14 protein-coding genes are annotated in these 16,894 nt (G+C 41.3%); 2 read left to right on the forward strand and 12 right to left on the reverse strand.

Annotation, left to right across the window (positions count from 1 at the left end):
- Nucleotides 1-30 precede the first annotated feature (30 nt).
- The 5 genes from NSR00_RS12030 to NSR00_RS12050 all read right to left on the reverse strand — a co-directional run bounded on the left by NSR00_RS12030 (nucleotide 31) and on the right by NSR00_RS12050 (nucleotide 5,306).
- Nucleotides 31-1,320 carry a UDP-N-acetylglucosamine 1-carboxyvinyltransferase gene (locus tag NSR00_RS12030; RefSeq protein WP_063389038.1) on the reverse strand — a complete coding sequence of 430 codons (1,290 nt, stop codon included), beginning with the start codon at nucleotides 1,318-1,320 and terminating at the stop codon, nucleotides 31-33.
- 285 nt (nucleotides 1,321-1,605) lie between these two features.
- A complete protein-coding gene (gene fsa, locus NSR00_RS12035) occupies nucleotides 1,606-2,247 on the reverse strand; it encodes a fructose-6-phosphate aldolase (protein WP_066251329.1) in 642 nt (213 codons plus the stop codon).
- 113 nt (nucleotides 2,248-2,360) lie between these two features.
- Nucleotides 2,361-3,221 carry a class II fructose-bisphosphate aldolase gene (locus NSR00_RS12040; RefSeq protein WP_063389040.1) on the reverse strand — a complete coding sequence of 287 codons (861 nt, stop codon included), beginning with the start codon at nucleotides 3,219-3,221 and terminating at the stop codon, nucleotides 2,361-2,363.
- Nucleotides 3,222-3,398: 177 nt separating this feature from the next.
- Nucleotides 3,399-3,770 carry a response regulator gene (locus tag NSR00_RS12045; protein WP_063389041.1) on the reverse strand — a complete coding sequence of 124 codons (372 nt, stop codon included), beginning with the start codon at nucleotides 3,768-3,770 and terminating at the stop codon, nucleotides 3,399-3,401.
- A 354-nt stretch (nucleotides 3,771-4,124) separates the two neighbouring features.
- The gene (locus NSR00_RS12050; RefSeq protein WP_340787309.1) at nucleotides 4,125-5,306 is read right to left on the reverse strand and encodes an IS701 family transposase; all 1,182 of its coding nucleotides are present in this window, start codon (nucleotides 5,304-5,306) and stop codon (nucleotides 4,125-4,127) included.
- 255 nt (nucleotides 5,307-5,561) lie between these two features.
- Here NSR00_RS12050 and NSR00_RS12055 point away from each other — a divergent pair, with 255 nt between their 5' ends.
- Nucleotides 5,562-6,080: a DUF2529 domain-containing protein gene (locus NSR00_RS12055; RefSeq protein ID WP_063389042.1), complete on the forward strand. Its 519-nt coding sequence runs from the start codon at nucleotides 5,562-5,564 to the stop codon at nucleotides 6,078-6,080.
- A gap of 531 nt (nucleotides 6,081-6,611) precedes the next feature.
- Here NSR00_RS12055 and NSR00_RS12060 read toward each other — a convergent pair.
- From NSR00_RS12060 to NSR00_RS12070, 3 genes are all read right to left on the reverse strand, one after another.
- Nucleotides 6,612-8,216 carry a CTP synthase gene (locus tag NSR00_RS12060; RefSeq protein ID WP_063389043.1) on the reverse strand — a complete coding sequence of 535 codons (1,605 nt, stop codon included), beginning with the start codon at nucleotides 8,214-8,216 and terminating at the stop codon, nucleotides 6,612-6,614.
- Between the two features lie 203 nt (nucleotides 8,217-8,419).
- Complete coding sequence (gene rpoE, locus NSR00_RS12065) at nucleotides 8,420-8,974, reverse strand: DNA-directed RNA polymerase subunit delta (protein WP_117016863.1); 555 nt, start codon at nucleotides 8,972-8,974, stop codon at nucleotides 8,420-8,422.
- Nucleotides 8,975-9,268: 294 nt separating this feature from the next.
- A complete protein-coding gene (locus tag NSR00_RS12070; protein ID WP_340789012.1) occupies nucleotides 9,269-11,386 on the reverse strand; it encodes a (Fe-S)-binding protein in 2,118 nt (705 codons plus the stop codon).
- Nucleotides 11,387-11,608: 222 nt separating this feature from the next.
- Between NSR00_RS12070 and NSR00_RS12075 the strand changes: the two genes are divergently transcribed.
- Nucleotides 11,609-12,133: an RNA polymerase sigma factor gene (locus NSR00_RS12075; RefSeq protein ID WP_340789015.1), complete on the forward strand. Its 525-nt coding sequence runs from the start codon at nucleotides 11,609-11,611 to the stop codon at nucleotides 12,131-12,133.
- 517 nt (nucleotides 12,134-12,650) lie between these two features.
- Here NSR00_RS12075 and argS read toward each other — a convergent pair.
- The 4 genes from argS to speE all read right to left on the reverse strand — a co-directional run bounded on the left by argS (nucleotide 12,651) and on the right by speE (nucleotide 16,822).
- Nucleotides 12,651-14,327, reverse strand: coding sequence for an arginine--tRNA ligase (gene argS, locus NSR00_RS12080; RefSeq protein WP_340789017.1), 1,677 nt, complete (start codon nucleotides 14,325-14,327; stop codon nucleotides 12,651-12,653).
- The gene (locus tag NSR00_RS12085) at nucleotides 14,328-14,753 is read right to left on the reverse strand and encodes a DUF1934 domain-containing protein (RefSeq protein ID WP_063389048.1); all 426 of its coding nucleotides are present in this window, start codon (nucleotides 14,751-14,753) and stop codon (nucleotides 14,328-14,330) included.
- A 164-nt stretch (nucleotides 14,754-14,917) separates the two neighbouring features.
- Nucleotides 14,918-15,799, reverse strand: a complete 882-nt coding sequence (gene speB, locus NSR00_RS12090) for an agmatinase (protein ID WP_063389049.1) — start codon at nucleotides 15,797-15,799, stop codon at nucleotides 14,918-14,920.
- A 192-nt stretch (nucleotides 15,800-15,991) separates the two neighbouring features.
- Entirely contained in the window at nucleotides 15,992-16,822 is an 831-nt protein-coding gene (gene speE, locus NSR00_RS12095; protein WP_340789019.1) for a polyamine aminopropyltransferase, read from the reverse strand.
- Between the last annotated feature and the right edge of the window lie 72 nt (nucleotides 16,823-16,894).

Here is a 16,894-nt window from a genome sequence, read left to right on the forward strand (position 1 = left end):
TGATGTCATTTCATGCAAAATTGGTGATTCTTATGAATTTTGCAATTGCTGAATTTCTTGGTCAGTTAATTTCTCCCTCCATATTTTGGCGCCAATCCCGGCAAGTTTTTCTTCCAAATGGCTGTATCCGCGATCAATATGGTCGATGCCGGTTACCTCTGTTATTCCATCGGCCATTAAACCCGCTGCTACAAGCGATGCCCCTGCCCGAAGATCGCTCGCTTTTACTTTTGCACCTTGAAGAGTTGACGGACCTGTTATGATCGCAGACCGACCCTCCACTTTGATTTGAGCACCCATCCTTCTTAATTCATCAATATGCTTGAATCTTGAAGAGTAAATGGTATCCGTCACCATGCTCGTTCCGTTCGCCTGTGTCAAAAGCGTTGTCATAGGCTGCTGCAAATCGGTTGGAAATCCCGGGTAAACGAGAGTTTTTATATCGACAGGCTTTAATTCTTTATTTCGACGGGCGATATAAACTTGATCATCGCTCGTTTCTACATGGACCCCCATTTCCCGAAGCTTCGCAATAAGGGATTCGAGATGAAGAGGTATGACATTGTCAACGATGAGCTCTTCTGCAATGCCGGCACCGATAATCATATACGTTCCTGCTTCAATTCGATCCGGAATAATCGAATGGCGGCAGCCATGCAGCTTTTCAACCCCATCGATCCGGATGACGTCCGTTCCGGCCCCTTTTATTTTTGCACCCATGCTGGATAATAAAGTTGCAACATCAATAATTTCGGGTTCTTTTGCAGCATTTTCAATAATTGTCCGCCCTTTTGCCAAGACCGCTGCAAGCATGATGTTTATGGTGGCACCCACGCTTACAACATCAAGAAAAATCCGAGCTCCTCTAAGCTCATCCGCACGCAAATAAATGGCACCATGCTCATTTGTTACAGAAGCACCTAAAGCTTCAAACCCTTTTATGTGCTGGTCGATTGGTCTCGGGCCTAAATGACAGCCGCCGGGAAGCCCGATCACCGCTTTTTTAAACCGGCCAAGCATCGCTCCCATTAAATAATAAGAGGCTCTCAGCTTTTTCACTTTTCCGTTTGGAAGCGGCATTGAAAGCATGCTTGTCGGATCGACTGTAATATCGTTTTGATGAAACGAAACTTTGCCCCCTATTTCCTCCAATAAATCGCCCAAAATATGTACATCAGATATATCTGGAAGCCCTTCAATCGTAACGGATGAGCTTGCTAAAATTGTTGCTGGAATCAATGCTACTGCGCTATTTTTGGCACCGCTTACCTTCACCGTACCTTTCAACTTCTGCCCGCCTGCAACTTTTAACTTTTCCATAGCAGTCTCCCTTCTTGTGACCTAACAGTTTGCTAAAGAAAACGGGATCCAGATTTTCTTTAACAAACTGTCATGATGAAAAGCCCTCTTTACACATTGATTACCATTTGTTGAAAAATACATACGAAAAGGCGGCAATTTTATTGTACACAAATAGATAGGGCATGACAAAACGTTCACCAGAAAAACGAGCAGATTCTACTCCTTCAGGCGTTACAGCAAGTCAAAAGACCGGATTCTGCGGCAAAAGATTTTTCAAACGGGGGAAATCCCCCGTTTTATCATTTATCGATTGTTCCAGTCTGCTAAAAATTTCTCAATACCTTGATCAGTCAGCGGATGTTTGAACAGCTGCATCAACACTTTATAAGGAATCGTGGCAATATGAGCTCCGCGCAATGCTGCCTCAGTTACATGCTGCGGATGACGGATGGAAGCAGCAATAATTTTCGTATCAATGCCATGAATATCAAATATTTGGGAGATTTCTGAAATGAGATTCAATCCATTATGACCGATGTCATCTAACCGACCTAAAAAAGGAGAAACATATGTAGCACCTGCTCTTGCAGCTAGTAGCGCTTGATTGGCGTTAAAAATAAGCGTCACGTTTGTATGAATTCCTAATTCCGAGAATTTTTTGACTGCTTTTAGACCATCAGGGGTCATAGGAACTTTTATCGTAATATTTGGTGCAATTTTAGCTAATTCTTGACCTTCCTTAATCATTTCTTCCGCTTTAGTTGAGATGACTTCCGCGCTGACAGATCCGGAAACAATGGATGTAATTTCTTTCAATCTTTCTTCAAACGTTACGCCTTTTTCTTTTGCAACCAAGCTAGGGTTAGTTGTTACTCCTGACAAAACGCCTAGTGATTGAGCTTCCTTAATTTCTTCGATATTTGCTGTATCAATAAAAAATAACATGCCTGGTACCTCCCTTATGTGATCGCTTTCGCAAAAACAAGAAACGAAACCGCCATACTTCATAAAAGAAAGGCGGCCGTTAATTGCATAAAGAAATATGAAACCTTATCTATTTATTCTGCTTTTCCGGATGAACCGAATTCGCGCATTTTGCCTTTAACTGTTTCTTTAATGGCTTCCCGGGCAGGACCTAAATATTTGCGCGGATCATACATATCCGGATTTTCTGCCAAAACTTCGCGTACGCGTTTAGCAGATGCTATTTGGTTTTCTGTATTAACGTTAATTTTCGCAGTTCCTAAAGAAATTGCTCTTTGAATATCCTTTGTCGGAATTCCTGTTCCCCCGTGCAGTACCAATGGAACGCCAGTCCGGTTGCTGATTTCCTCCATTTCTTTAAAGCCTAGGTTCGGCTCTCCTTTATACGGACCGTGAACAGATCCCAATGCAGGAGCTAGGCAATCAATACCTGTCCGTTTTACAAGCTCTTCACATTCATTTGGATCAGCGTAAATAATTCCTTCTCCTACTACGTCATCTTCCTGTCCGCCGACAACACCTAATTCCGCTTCAACAGATACACCATGTAGATGAGCAAGCTCCACTACTTTGGAAGTTAAAGCGACATTCTCTTCAAAAGGATGATGAGAGGCATCGATCATAACAGAAGTAAAGCCGGCATGAATAGCTTTTGCACATGATTCAAAGCTTGAGCCGTGATCTAAATGGATGGCAACTGGAACGGTAATTTTATAATCTTCCATCAAACCTTTTACCATGTTCACAACCGTTTTAAAACCGCCCATATAGCGACCAGCGCCTTCAGAAACGCCTAAAATAACCGGTGATTTTTCTTCTTCTGCTGCTTGCAGAATTGCTTGTGTGAACTCGAGATTGTTTAAATTAAACTGTCCTACAGCATAGCCGTTTTCTTTTGCACGATTTAACATTTCAGTCATTGAAACTAAGGGCATCGAAAAATCCTCCTTAAATTAAGTAGCCTATGTTGCGATTAGCGAAAAGCTCAAATCTAGCATGACCTGAGCAAGAAAAATGTATGTATGATGCCAATCATCTTTTCTTACTAAATAGAATACCAACTTATGAGGATTTCGGCAACTTTATCCCGATAAATTCATGGATTATACACTTTATTTCGCTCGGGAAGGCAAATATTTTCTCACTGTATCCCGCAGCTCGTCAATGTCAAACGGCTTGGCGAAGTGTGTTAATGCCCCTAAATCTTTCGCTTCCTGAATCATATCCAGTTCTCCATACGCGGTCATGATAATGACTCGTATATCAGGGTTAACCTTTTTTAGCCTTTTTAAAATTTCAATCCCGTCCATCCCTGGAATTTTCATGTCTAATAAAACGAGATCAGGGGAATGGTTTTCGGCTATTTCTAATGCCTGAAAACCGTTAGCAGCTTGAAAAGTTTGATAACCCTCTTTATTGAACACTTCATTCAGCAAAATCCGAATTCCGTATTGATCGTCGACAATTAAAATTTTTCCATCCATTTTTACACCTCTTAACTTAAACAAATGCAATACTTTGTGAACTACCCACCACCTACGCTTCGCTTAGAGGTTGGGGCTTCAAGCGACTTGTGTGTGTTCGCTGAACGGTAAGCCACACACAAGAACCCTTTACGCTTCCCTTCGTTCCGAAGGTGTCCGTTCTACCCATATTCTATCCTATTCGTTGGCTAACGCCAACCGAAATTCATCTCCCACCTACTCATTGGGCTACGCCCTGCACATTCCTTGAGGATGGGAGACTTCTTTCGGAAATCCGTTAAAATTTTATTTACTGTAGTTGAGCAATTTTAATTACAATAATTACCATGTAAAAAGAGACAAACAGGGTACCCCTTATGCCACATGGAGCTGTTTTTTGACAACATCAATGGGAATATCTTGCTTCGCTGCATGGTAAATGAACTCGACAAGACTATGCCCTTTCTTCGTTCGGAGAAGATCAAGCCCAGTAGGGAAATCCCGGTTGGACTCGACCATACTGTACACATAAGCGAGTTGCACCAAGATCCAATACCGTTTCACCGCCCGACGCCCGCGAACGCGGTACCCATCGAGCTTCAGCTGGTCTTTCGCTTGTCGAAAAAAGCATTCGATCGACCAACGTTGGGCATAGTAGCGCAAGATCTCTTCATCGCTTAGCTCCCGGTCGGTGCTCAAGACGCAGTGAAGATGTTCGGGTGTCATCGGCTGATCGGCTTTCCAAGCCAACAACACAACGGCATCATCGAGACCTTTCAGCGATCCCTCGTAGCGATACACGCGATAACGCTCTTCTCCCACCGTGACGAGATGGGTGTCGTTCGGTTCGATATAGCGGGCAAACTGTTTGGCTTGGATGGCGATGCCTTTCGGATAGAGAATCCGGTTCGTTTTGAGCATCGCGATGACGTGAAATCCTTTTTTCAGACAGGCTTCCACGAGCGCTTGCGATGGATACCACGAATCCATCAGCACATAAACGGGACGGCGTACATCCAAAGAAGAAAGCATCTCGATCGCGAGTTCCCCCTTGCTTTTCCCAGCCGCCTTGTCGTAGAGGCGGAACGCAAAGGGAAAAGCCTGGGTCATCGTATGAACCATGAGCCAAACAAGAGAATGTCCCCAGATCGACTTTTTCTCTGTGTGAGAATAGTGCCAATCACACCCTTGAATGGCGTGCGTGGCCCGTGACGAAGGCTTTGTTTTTTGGCAAATCGTATCATCGATCGAAACAAAAAGGGGTTGATTTTTCTGTTTGGCGATCCGTTCGACACGATGAAGCATCCATTGCTGGAGTTTGCGAAGCAATGTCTCTTCCTCCCACGGGCTTTTCGTGAAAAAATGGCTGAGTGTCGTTCGATGGTTCGGATGAAAACTCCCATGATGTAAATCGGTTAGTGTTCCCGAAAAGCCCTTGGTGATCATGGCATCCACGATATGAACAAGATGCTTCATAACAGGTTTCGAGAAATAAAGCGCCAATCCTAACATCGTGAAAAACTTGTGAATTCCTTGATGATGTGCTAGTCTATTCATGAGACATGAACCTCCTTGTTTGAATGGTTTTTTGGCACATCTATTCTAACCAAGGAATCGGGTTCATGTCTTCTTTTTTGTTTGGTTGTAAATTTATGTTAGCGGATTTGCTCATCTACAGTTATTTAGTTATGTATTCTCGATTAAATTACAATTTCCTGCCAACCGGTTCACAAATTATTCATATTTTGATTCTTCGCCGCTTTTTCTTATTATATAAGCAGAGAACTTTGTATAAAGGTGGCTGATGATTGAATGTTAAAAATTTTTACGACACAATTAACAGGGTTTTTCCAAAGAATTCAAGAGAAAGAAAACAGCCAAATAGAAGATGCCGCACGTCTTCTGGCGCAAGCTGCAATCGGAGAAGGCGCCATTTATGTAAAAGGATGGGGAATTCTTGAAGGAATTTATGCCCAAGTTGAAAAAGGAGAATCCTTTCCGGCATGCAAGCCTTTGCCTGATGTGGATAACGTAACCGCAGCAGACCGCGTTCTCCTTTTCACTCCGTTTTCGACTGATCTTGATGCGATTGATACTGCGCAGCAATTGGCCGAAAAAGGGATTCCAACCGTTGGGGTTTCCGCAGCTGTTAACGGCGAAAAAAGCTTACAGCAATTTGTCGATATACATGTAGATTCCAAATTAACAAAACCCATTATTCCCACTGAACATAATGAACGAATCGGCTTCCCTGTGCTCATGACTTCATTATATGTTTACTACTGCTTATTTTTGACTGTGAAAGAAATATTGGAGGAACATGAAGAATAAACTTTACATGCAAGAAATGCGAAGGGGCTGTCTAATAAGTCGATTTTCCGGCTTATAGACGCCCCTTTAATGTTTTAGAAACGTTGATATATCAATGCTTATGATGCTTCGTTTTCAGTGGATTTTCTGGACAGCCCCTTCTTATGAATTAGCATAGAAACCTATTGAAATTTAGTCCTCTCTTATACAGACTTTAGACCTTTATCAAATACATTTTGTAGTGCAGAGAGGCTGATGACCTGTTTCATGATTTACAATGCGTTTTTATGAAAAATCGCGTATTAGTCATTTTTACGATACTCTAATAAAATTTTATGAAAAAAAGCGACGCCGTTTATAGGGATGGTTTTTAAATTTAGAACAGCGTCGATTTCCCGGCCGATTCTTTCTTCAAAATGAAAAACAAAGCCGCTGCTTTTGGAAAACAGTGAAAGAGGCGATTTTTTGCTATTGTCGAAATAAAAAAATTTGTATTACGAGCAAAAAAAAGGCTGTCTAACCAATCGTTCAGACAACCTTTTCTTTCACTTCTTATTGATTTTTCTTGTTTAGAGAAGCGTGAATGAACTCCCGGAAAAGAGGCTGCGGTCTAGTTGGCCGTGATGTAAACTCCGGATGGAATTGGGACGCAACAAACCAAGGGTGGTCTTGTAATTCAATGATTTCTACTAACCGTCCATCTGGACTTGTTCCGGAGAATACAAATCCGGCCTCTTCCATTTGCTGACGGAACTCATTGTTAAATTCGTACCGATGGCGATGACGTTCATAAATTACTTCATCGTTGTAGGCTTCATAGGCCTTTGTTCCTTCTTTCAATTTGCAAGGATATAAACCAAGACGGAGCGTTCCTCCTAAATCCTCTACTTCTTTTTGCTCCGGAAGCAAGTCAATAATCGGATATGGAGTGTTTGGATCAATTTCAGATGAATTCGCACCTTTTAATCCTAGAACGTTGCGGGCAAACTCGATCGAAGCTACCTGCATGCCAAGACAGATGCCAAGGAAAGGAATTTTTTGTTCGCGGGCGTATTGAGTCGCGATTATTTTCCCTTCCACTCCCCTGTCTCCAAATCCGCCAGGAACTAATATACCTTCAGCTCCCTGAAGCAAGTCTGCTACATTCTCTTTCGTAACATGCTCCGCATTGATCCAATCAATTTCCACATCGGCATCATAATAATATCCGGCATGCTTCAAAGCTTCCACAACGGAAATATAGGCGTCCTGAAGCTCGACATATTTGCCGACTAAGGCGATTTTGACTGTTTTTGATAAATTGCGGACTTTATTGACAAGCTCGATCCATTCCGTCATATCAGCTTGTCCGCATTGAAGATCCAAATAATCGCAAACAATTTGATCAAGGTTTTGTTCTTGCAATGCTAAAGGGACGCTGTAAAGAATATCAGCATCACGGCATTCAATGACAGCTTTCGGTTCAATGTCGCAGAACAAAGCAATTTTATCTTTCATCTCTTGGGAAATCGGCATTTCTGTGCGCACTACAATCACATTTGGCTGTATTCCCAATGAGCGCAATTCTTTCACACTATGCTGTGTCGGCTTTGTTTTCATTTCTCCTGCTGCTTTAATATATGGCACAAGAGTACAATGAATGTACATGACGTTTTTGCGGCCTGCTTCATTTTTCATTTGGCGGATGGCTTCCAAAAACGGCAATGATTCAATATCTCCGACGGTACCGCCGATTTCGGTAATAACGACATCAGCATTTGTTTCTCTGCCAGCGCGAAAAACGCGGTCTTTAATTTCATTCGTAATATGGGGGATGACTTGAACGGTTCCGCCTAAATAATCGCCTCTCCGTTCTTTTTTAATGACGGCCGAATAAATTTTTCCTGTTGTGACATTGCTGTACTTATTTAAATTAATATCAATAAAGCGCTCGTAATGGCCTAAATCGAGGTCAGTCTCAGCGCCGTCATCCGTCACGAACACTTCGCCGTGCTGATACGGACTCATTGTTCCCGGATCAACATTGATATATGGATCGAATTTTTGAATCGTCACATTCAACCCGCGGTTTTTTAGAAGTCTGCCAAGAGATGCGGCAGTAATTCCTTTCCCTAAAGATGAAACAACGCCACCGGTTACAAAAATATACTTGGTCATGCAAAAATTCCCTCCAGTTGCAATCTATCCTTTTGTTAATTTGCACAAAATAAATCGTCAGAAGGCATCAACAAAAAAATATGAAAGCTCCCTTCCTTTTCGGAAAGGGAGCTTTCATATTGTAATTTGTTTTCCGTACTTTTAAAGCCCAATTAAAATATTAGCGAGGAAAACTATGAAAGTCAACCCTTAAATTTAGGACATTATTGTTCGTCCAATTCTTCCTCATCGAGATCGAAATCAGCATCCAACTCGTCATCTTCTACATCGTAATCATCGTCAATTAGTTCATCATCAAAGCTTTCATCATCTTCTTCGTCCTCAAAATCATCGTCTTCTTCATCAAGATCAAGCTCTTCTTCATCCACATAATCGTCAAGATCGTCATAGTCAAGATCGTCTTCAACCAAGTCTTCATAATCGTCAAGATCTTCTTCATCGTATGCAATCTTCGCTTTTTTCTTCTTCGTTTTAACCGTCGGCTGGGTTTCTTCTTCAATTTGATCGAGCGGATACCAGCTCTTAATGCCCCAGCTATTTTCCCCAATGCAAATAAATTTTCCATCTATATTTAAATCCGTATAAAACTGTGCAATGCGTTCGGTCGCTTCTTCCTCCGAAAGCCCTAATAAACTGCTAACTTCTTTCATTAATTCTTCAAACGGTATAGCTTGCCTTTTTTCGGAAAGAATAAGGTAAGCGATATCCACCATCGACATTTCTTTCAGCTGCTCCTGCGAGTATTGCGTTAAGCTCAAGGTCAGGCACTCCCTTTCTCGTCTTTCATCTATCTTTATTAAATGAAAGGGCAACGAAAATAGAATAAAGCATGATATAATTCCGAATGATGAAATGCCGCCCTTTCAGTGATGTACCATATGATACGTTTGCATACCATTCATTATAAACAAATTTTACAACTTTATGCTACCGTATTGTGTCTTGATTTTAAATTTTTTCGTCAAATTCCATTGTCTATCTTTCTATTTTTTAAAATCTTAAGGCGCCCTTGAGGCGCCTTTTAAAAATTGCTTTCTATGCTAATCATATCTTTATGAAATGAGCTCTTGCTCCTTCGATTCGCCAAAAACAGCTTTTTCCAGCAGCTCCGCTACATCGTACGTTTTCACTTTATTTTCAACCTCTTTTGCTTTCGTTCCATCTGTCAGCATTGTTAGACAATATGGACATCCGGAGCTGATCACGCTTGGATTGACAGCTAATGCTTGTTCGGTGCGCGCAACATTGATGCGCACTCCCGTGTCTTCCTCCATCCACATAAGACCGCCGCCGGCTCCACAGCACATGCCCGTTTCCCGATTCCGTTCCATTTCAACAACTTTTACACCTGGAATGGATGCCAAAATTTCACGGGGCGGATCATAAATTTCGTTGTATCTTCCAAGGTAACAAGAATCGTGGAAAGTAATCGTTTCATTCACTTCATATTTCGGAACGAGCTTCTTTTCTTTCAACAGTTTTGCTAAAAGTTCTGTATGATGGTACACTTCGGCTTCAAAACCGAAATCCGGATATTCATTTTTAAATATGTTGTAAGCATGCGGGTCGATTGTAACAATTTTCTTCACATTATATTTTTCAAATTCGGCTATGTTGCTTGCAGCAAGCTCTTGAAATAAAAACTCATTGCCAAGGCGCCTCGGTGTGTCACCTGAATTTTTCTCTTTATTTCCTAATATAGCAAATTTCACACCTGCTTCGTTCAAAAGTTTAGCAAACGATAAAGCGATTTTTTGGCTGCGATTATCAAATGATCCCATGGAACCGACCCAGAATAAATATTCAAACTCCTCGCCTTGCTTTTTCAATTCCTTCACCGTTGGCACGTAGACATCTTCTTGTGATTTGCGCCAATTTTCCTTATCTTTGCGGTTTAGGCCCCACGGATTTCCTTGCCGCTCAATGTTTTGCATCGCCCGCTGCGCATCCGGATTCATTTTTCCTTCTGTTAATACAAGGTAGCGGCGCAGGTCAATGATTTTATCGACATGTTCGTTCATTACTGGACATTGGTCTTCACAATTCCGGCACGTCGTACATGCCCATATTTCTTCCTCTGAAATGACCTCCCCGATGAGGCTTGGATTGTAGTCGAGAGCCGCCGCCGCTTCACCTGTTCCCTTTTGCAGCGACTGAAGAGCCAGCTGATTTCCTATCGTATTTTGAAATGCAAAGGCAGGCACCCAAGGGGACTTGGAAGTGATGGCAGCCCCTTTATTTGTTAAATGATCCCGAAGCTTTATGATTAAATCCATCGGCGAAAGCATTTTTCCAGTACCAGTCGCCGGACACATATTTGTACACCGTCCGCATTCAACACAGGCGTACAAATCGAGAAGCTGCGTTTGCCGGAAATCTTCAATTTTTCCGACTCCATATGATGTTTGAGTTTCGTCTTCAAAATCAATTTTCTCCAACTTCCCTGGATTTGACAAACGACTTAAAAAAACATTGGCAGGTCCTGCAATTAAATGGGCATGTTTAGACTGAGGGACATACACTAAAAATGTGAGCAAAATGAGCAGGTGCACCCACCAAAAAACGTAAAAAATAACAGCGGCGCCTGTTTCACCGACAAAGCCCAGCAGGAAAGCAGCCGATGAGGCAACAGGTTCACTAAAGCTTCGTTCATATCCCCTCCAAATCATGTACATACCGTTTCCAAGCAGTACAGACAGCATTAATCCGCTGATAAAAATAAGGACAAGTCCGGATTTAAACCCTCGTTTTAAACGGACAAGCTTTTCAATGTATCGCCGGTAAAAAGCAGCAACTACCGCTACTAAAATAAGGAGGGTAACAATTTCTTGGAAAAAGGTGAAAATCGGGTACAACGGTCCGAAAGGCAAATGGCTCCCCGGAATCAGCCCTTTTAAAATGAAATCAATCGCACCGAATTGGACAAGAATAAAGCCGTAGAAAAAAATAACATGAACCCAGCCCATTTTCTTGTCTTTTAATAGTTTTTTCTGTCCGAACACATTGACCCAAATCCGTTCGAAACGTTCTTTTACCTTCCCGTCGAATTTTTCTTTTTTTCCAAGTTTGATATAAGCAATTCTAGTTTGAATTAAATAAATAAACAAATACACCGCGTAAACGGTTACAAGTAAAAACGCAAAAAAATTAATCCATAATAGTGTATTCATTATTCTCCCCCATTCATAAAATCCCCCTGTTGTATTTGACTGAAATTTCGGACGTTTCTTAATTATATTATATAATGAATGAACGTTCAGTCAATTCACCAAATCGTTGAAAATCGGAACCATTTTTCCTTTGTTTCGTATATAATGACAGTTATTGATTTCTAAAATATTGAACAAATTCCAAAATTTATTTGTTCATTTTGCTAGAGGAGTGCCGGAAAAATGGATACGACTGACATTGTCGGGCTCATTAAACAACACCATCATCAAATAAAAAAAACTGTCAAAAGGACTGTGAAAAACGAATCTCTTGTTGATGATATCGTCCAAGAAGTTTGTATTAAAATATATATATATTTTCAAACGAATGATATGCCTACCAATATCAGCGCTTGGATTACGACTGTCTCAAAAAATACAGCCACCGACCATCTTCGAAAAATTCAACGAAACAATCATTTGCTAAACCATCTGCAGCAAGAAGCAATTTTTCACAACTTCTCAGAATGGAATCCCGAATCCGAGGCCTTATTAAAACAAATGATTGAATACGTGCAAAATGCATTAAACGAAATGGATCCTAATACAAAAAAGATTATTCTATTGCGGCAGCAGGGATTATCCTATACAGAAATTGCCCAGCAGATGAATTTGCCTAAAAATACGGTGAAAACAAAAATTTTCCGCGGCCGAAAACAGTTAATGACATTTCTGCAAAAGAACGGGGTTTTTCAAAATGATTTATGAGGATGTTAGTTTTCAATATAACTAAGCGACCAATAATCTCTGCAACGACTGCCGGGCGTTTGCTGAACAACTCAAACAGCGTTCACATCGCTGTGGAAAACTCTCTTGACCTAGCAATAGAGCCTGCAATTTACTTTTGGATCGCGCTTTTTGTTTTTCGCTTTTTTCATTGTCTGCTTTTCCATAGTCTCAGCTGGTTCAGCCTCATTTCAAAAAGCAGTATGATGGATCCTGTTTAATACAGCAAAAAATGAATAAGCTCTTCCCTATCATAAACAAAATACAAAAGGGGTTATAACTCAACAAACAGCACAGCTGTCGGAAAATAAATAGCATGTCTCCTTCAAATATATGCAAACAAAAAAGCAAAAAGCCCTTTTTCACACAATAACTTGTTGAAAAAAGGCTTTTTCTGCTCTCTTCGTTTTAACATCCTAGAAAAAGAGGTGCGATTAGGTTGAAATCGGAAAGCGTTCCTATTCCCTTTTACTCGAATCATTTCCCACATCTAAATTCGTTACATTTTTTCAGGAGCGGAAACGCCAATTAAGGTAAGGGCATTTTTCAGCGTGATTTGCGTTGCTTTCATAAGAGCAAGCCGCGCCTTAGATTTCATTTCATTGCTTGCATCAAGCACCTTTTCTGCATTGTAGAAGCTGTGTAGCACAGATGCCAGCTCAAAAATGTAATTCGTAATCCGATGCGGAATTCTTTTCTCTGCGGCTTCAGCGACAACGCCAGGGAATTCACCAAGCTTTTTTAACAGCTCTATTTCTTTCTCAGATTGAATTTCATTCAAAAGATCGCTTTCGTTTGCATTGTAAGACAGGCCTTGCTCGTTTCCTTGGCGGAGAATGCTGCATACACGCGCATGAGCGTATTGTGCGTAATAGACAGGATTTTCATTTGATTCCGATACAGCCAAATCCAAGTCAAAATCCATATGCGAGTCGCCGCTTCTCATAGCAAAAAAGTAACGAACGGCATCCAAGCCGACTTCTTCGATCAATTCTCTCATCGTGACAGCCTTGCCAGTACGTTTTGACATTTTCACTTTTTCGCCGTTTTTAAAGAGGCTGACCATTTGCATAATTTCCACTTCAAGAATATTTTGATCATACCCCAGCGCCTGAATGGCTGCTTTCATTCTCGGTATATAGCCATGATGATCCGCGCCCCAAATGTTTATCAGCTTATCAAAGCCGCGATCCAATTTATCTTTATGATAAGCAATATCTGGTGTTAAATACGTATAAGACCCATCCTTCTTAATCAACACTCTATCTTTATCATCGCCAAATGCAGTAGAGCGGAACCATGTTGCCCCGTCCTGTTCATAAATGTGGCCGTTTTTCCGAAGCATGTCGAGCGCCTCATCAATTTTGCCGCTTTTGTATAGGGATGTCTCAGAATACCAAACATCGAAGGAAACGCGAAATTCTTCGAGGTCTTTTCTAATTTTCTCAAGCTCATATTTCAGACCGAGGTCACGGAAAAATTGCAGCCGTTCTTCTTCGCTTTTTTCAAGCAGACTGTCGCCATATTCATCAGCAATTTTTTTTCCGATTTCCATAATATCTTGTCCATAGTATCCGTCTTCAGGCATTTCCGCTTCTTTTCCAAGCGCTTCTAAATATCTTGCCTCTACGGACAGAGCTAAATTGTGAATCTGATTTCCAGCGTCATTAATATAATATTCCCGGGTTACATCATACCCCGCTTTTTCTAAAATGTTGCAAAGAGAGTCGCCGAATGCTGCTCCGCGCGCATGCCCCAAGTGAAGATCTCCCGTCGGGTTTGCAGAAACGAACTCCACTTGGATTTTTTTACCTTCCCCAACATTTGATTCGCCGTATTTGTCACCCGCATGAATAATGGCTGGAATCAACTTAGTTAAATATTCATTATTCATGAAAAAATTAATAAAGCCCGGACCAGCAATATCAATTTTTTCAATGGATGCTTTCGCTCGATCAAAATGTTGAACAATTTCCTCTGCAATCGCCCGAGGCGCTTTTTTAGCTATGCGAGCAAGCTGCATGGCCATGTTTGTTGAGTAATCGCCGTGTGCTTTTTCTTTCGGCACCTCTAAAATAACTTCCGGAATTTGCTCCTCTTCTGCGATGTTTGCTTTCAATACAGCATTTTTTATTTCTTGTTTCAGCTGCTCCTTTACTTCATCTACAATGTTCATTCAATGCTCCTCCTTCTTAAATTGAATGCTTAAACTGTGTAAACGAGGGGTATCTCCATTTATTTCGAGCAAATATTCTATGCTAAGTGTACCATGTTTTTCTTCATCTGTATGCCAGATAAGCGATTTTGTCTCTGCTGCGAGCTTCAGCGTCCCGTACGGTGTTTCATAATTGGCATACGTTTTTTGTCCCTGCTTGAAGCGCTGTCTTAAGCGAATGCCTCCGGAACGTATGAGAGTCGTTTCCTTTTCGCTGATTTTGATTAACGTCTTAACGGTTTCATCATCTTGAATCTCATCATAAACCAAATAAAAAGTGTGCTGCTTTTTGAAAAATTCCCCGGTTGTATAAAATTCAATCCGCTCTTCTTCTGTTTGATTTTGAAAAATCTTGTTTTGAACATAAATTTGAACAGGTACGCGCATGTCTTTATATCGTCCTTTTTAGGGATTTATTCTATATTTTAGTGGAAGTCATTTGCTGTTAAAAGCTTTATATTGGCCTGCCTGCCGCTTGACGCTCGATCCAAGCTGTTCAGCTTTTGAATAATAAAAAGCCATAGCAGAAGCACTATGGCAGAAAAATGACTTTACTTTCTTTTTGCCACCCAGCCTAATAACATTTCGCGAATCAATTTGCTCGCTGTATTCGCTGTTTGTTCTGAATGGTCATATACAGGTGCGACTTCAACTAAATCAGCGCCGACAACTTTCACATCAGAACGGGCAATTTCATGTATAGAAGCAAGCAGCTCTTTTGATGTAATGCCGCCAGCATCGACTGTTCCGGTTCCCGGCGCGTGAGCAGGATCCAGCACATCGATGTCAATCGTAACATATACAGGTCTTTGTGAAAGTTTCGGAAGAATCTTTTTGAGCGGCTCGAGCACTTCAAATTTGGCAATGTAAAGTCCAGCCTCTTTCGCCCATTCAAACTCCTCCTTCATCCCAGATCGGATGCCGAATGAAAAAATATTTTCCGGGCCAATCAAATCGCTTGCTTTCCGGATCGGAGTGGCATGAGACAGAGGCTCGCCTTCATAATGCTCGCGCAAATCTGTATGCGCATCGATATGAATGACCGCTAAATTTGGATATTTTTTATGCATCGCTTTAATGACAGGCCATGTTACAAGGTGCTCTCCTCCAATTCCGAGAGGAAATTTATCCGCTTTTAAAATTTTGTCCACAAACTCTTCAATCAACTCAATGCTCCGCTTTGCATTTCCAAACGGAAGAGGAATATCGCCTGCATCAAAATATTTTACGTCCCCAAGCTCACGATCTAAATAAGGACTGTATTCTTCCAATCCGATGGAAACCTCCCGAATGCGGGCCGGACCGAAACGGGAGCCTGGCCGGTAGCTGACTGTCCAATCCATCGGCATTCCATAAATGACTGCTTCACTTTCCTCAAAGCTTGGATGGCTTCTAATAAAAACATTTCCTGAATAAGCTTCATCAAATCGCATGGACATCACCCTCCTGTCTGAAAAGGGAGTGTCTAATAAGTGATTTTTACGGCTTATTGACGCCCCCATGAATGTTTTAGAAACGTTGATATATCGGTGTTTATGATTTTTTGTTTTCAATGGGGATTTGCCTTTCTGGACAGCCCCTAAACTGTATCATGCTATTCGCTTTTTGTTCAGTTTTCCTAAAGGCTATTTAATTATTTCGGAAACAAACTTCGGTAAAGCGAATGCAGCTTTATGAATTTCTTTCGTGTAATATTTAGAATCCAAGTCAAAGAAACGATCGTCACTTACCTCAATTGGATCATATTTCTTCGATCCGATCGTGAACGTCCACAGCCCGCTAGGATATGTCGGGATGTTTGCAGTATATAGCCTTGTAATCGGGAAAATCTCTTTCACATCATGATAGACATTTTTTATCAAATCTGCCTTAAACCAAGGATTATCCGTTTGCGCGACAAAAACGCCGTCCTCCTTCAAAGCTTTGGATATTCCTGCATAAAACCCTTTTGTAAAGAGATTGACCGCAGGACCGACAGGCTCGGTTGAATCAACCATAATGCAGTCATATTGATTTTCGCTTTTTGCAATGTGCATAAAGCCGTCGCCAACTTTCACTTCAACGCGTGGATCATCTAGTTTTCCGGCAATTTCCGGCAAGTATTTTTTTGAATACTCGATCACTTTGCCGTCAATTTCTGCAAGTGTTACTTTTTTTACACTTGGATGCTTCAGCACTTCACGGATAACGCCTCCGTCTCCTCCTCCGACAACTAGCACATATTCTGGCTTCGGATGAGTAAACAACGGTACATGGGCCATCATTTCATGGTAGACAAATTCGTCTTTTTGCGATGTCATTACCATTCCATCCAAGAAAAGCATGTTACCGAATTCTTCTGTCTCCACTACCTCCAATTTTTGGAATTCGGTCTGTTCTGTATGTAAAGTGCGTTTAATTTTCATCGTAATCCCGAAATGTTCTGTCTGTTTTTCTGTATACCAAAGTCCTCCCAAGATTTAATCTTCCTTTCATATGTTTTTCCAATATCTTTCCCTAATTTGAACAGACAACACGTAAACCTCAAA

The sequence above is a fragment of the Aeribacillus sp. FSL K6-8394 genome (assembly GCF_038008865.1).
GTDB classification, from domain to species: Bacteria; Bacillota; Bacilli; order Bacillales; family Aeribacillaceae; genus Aeribacillus; species Aeribacillus composti.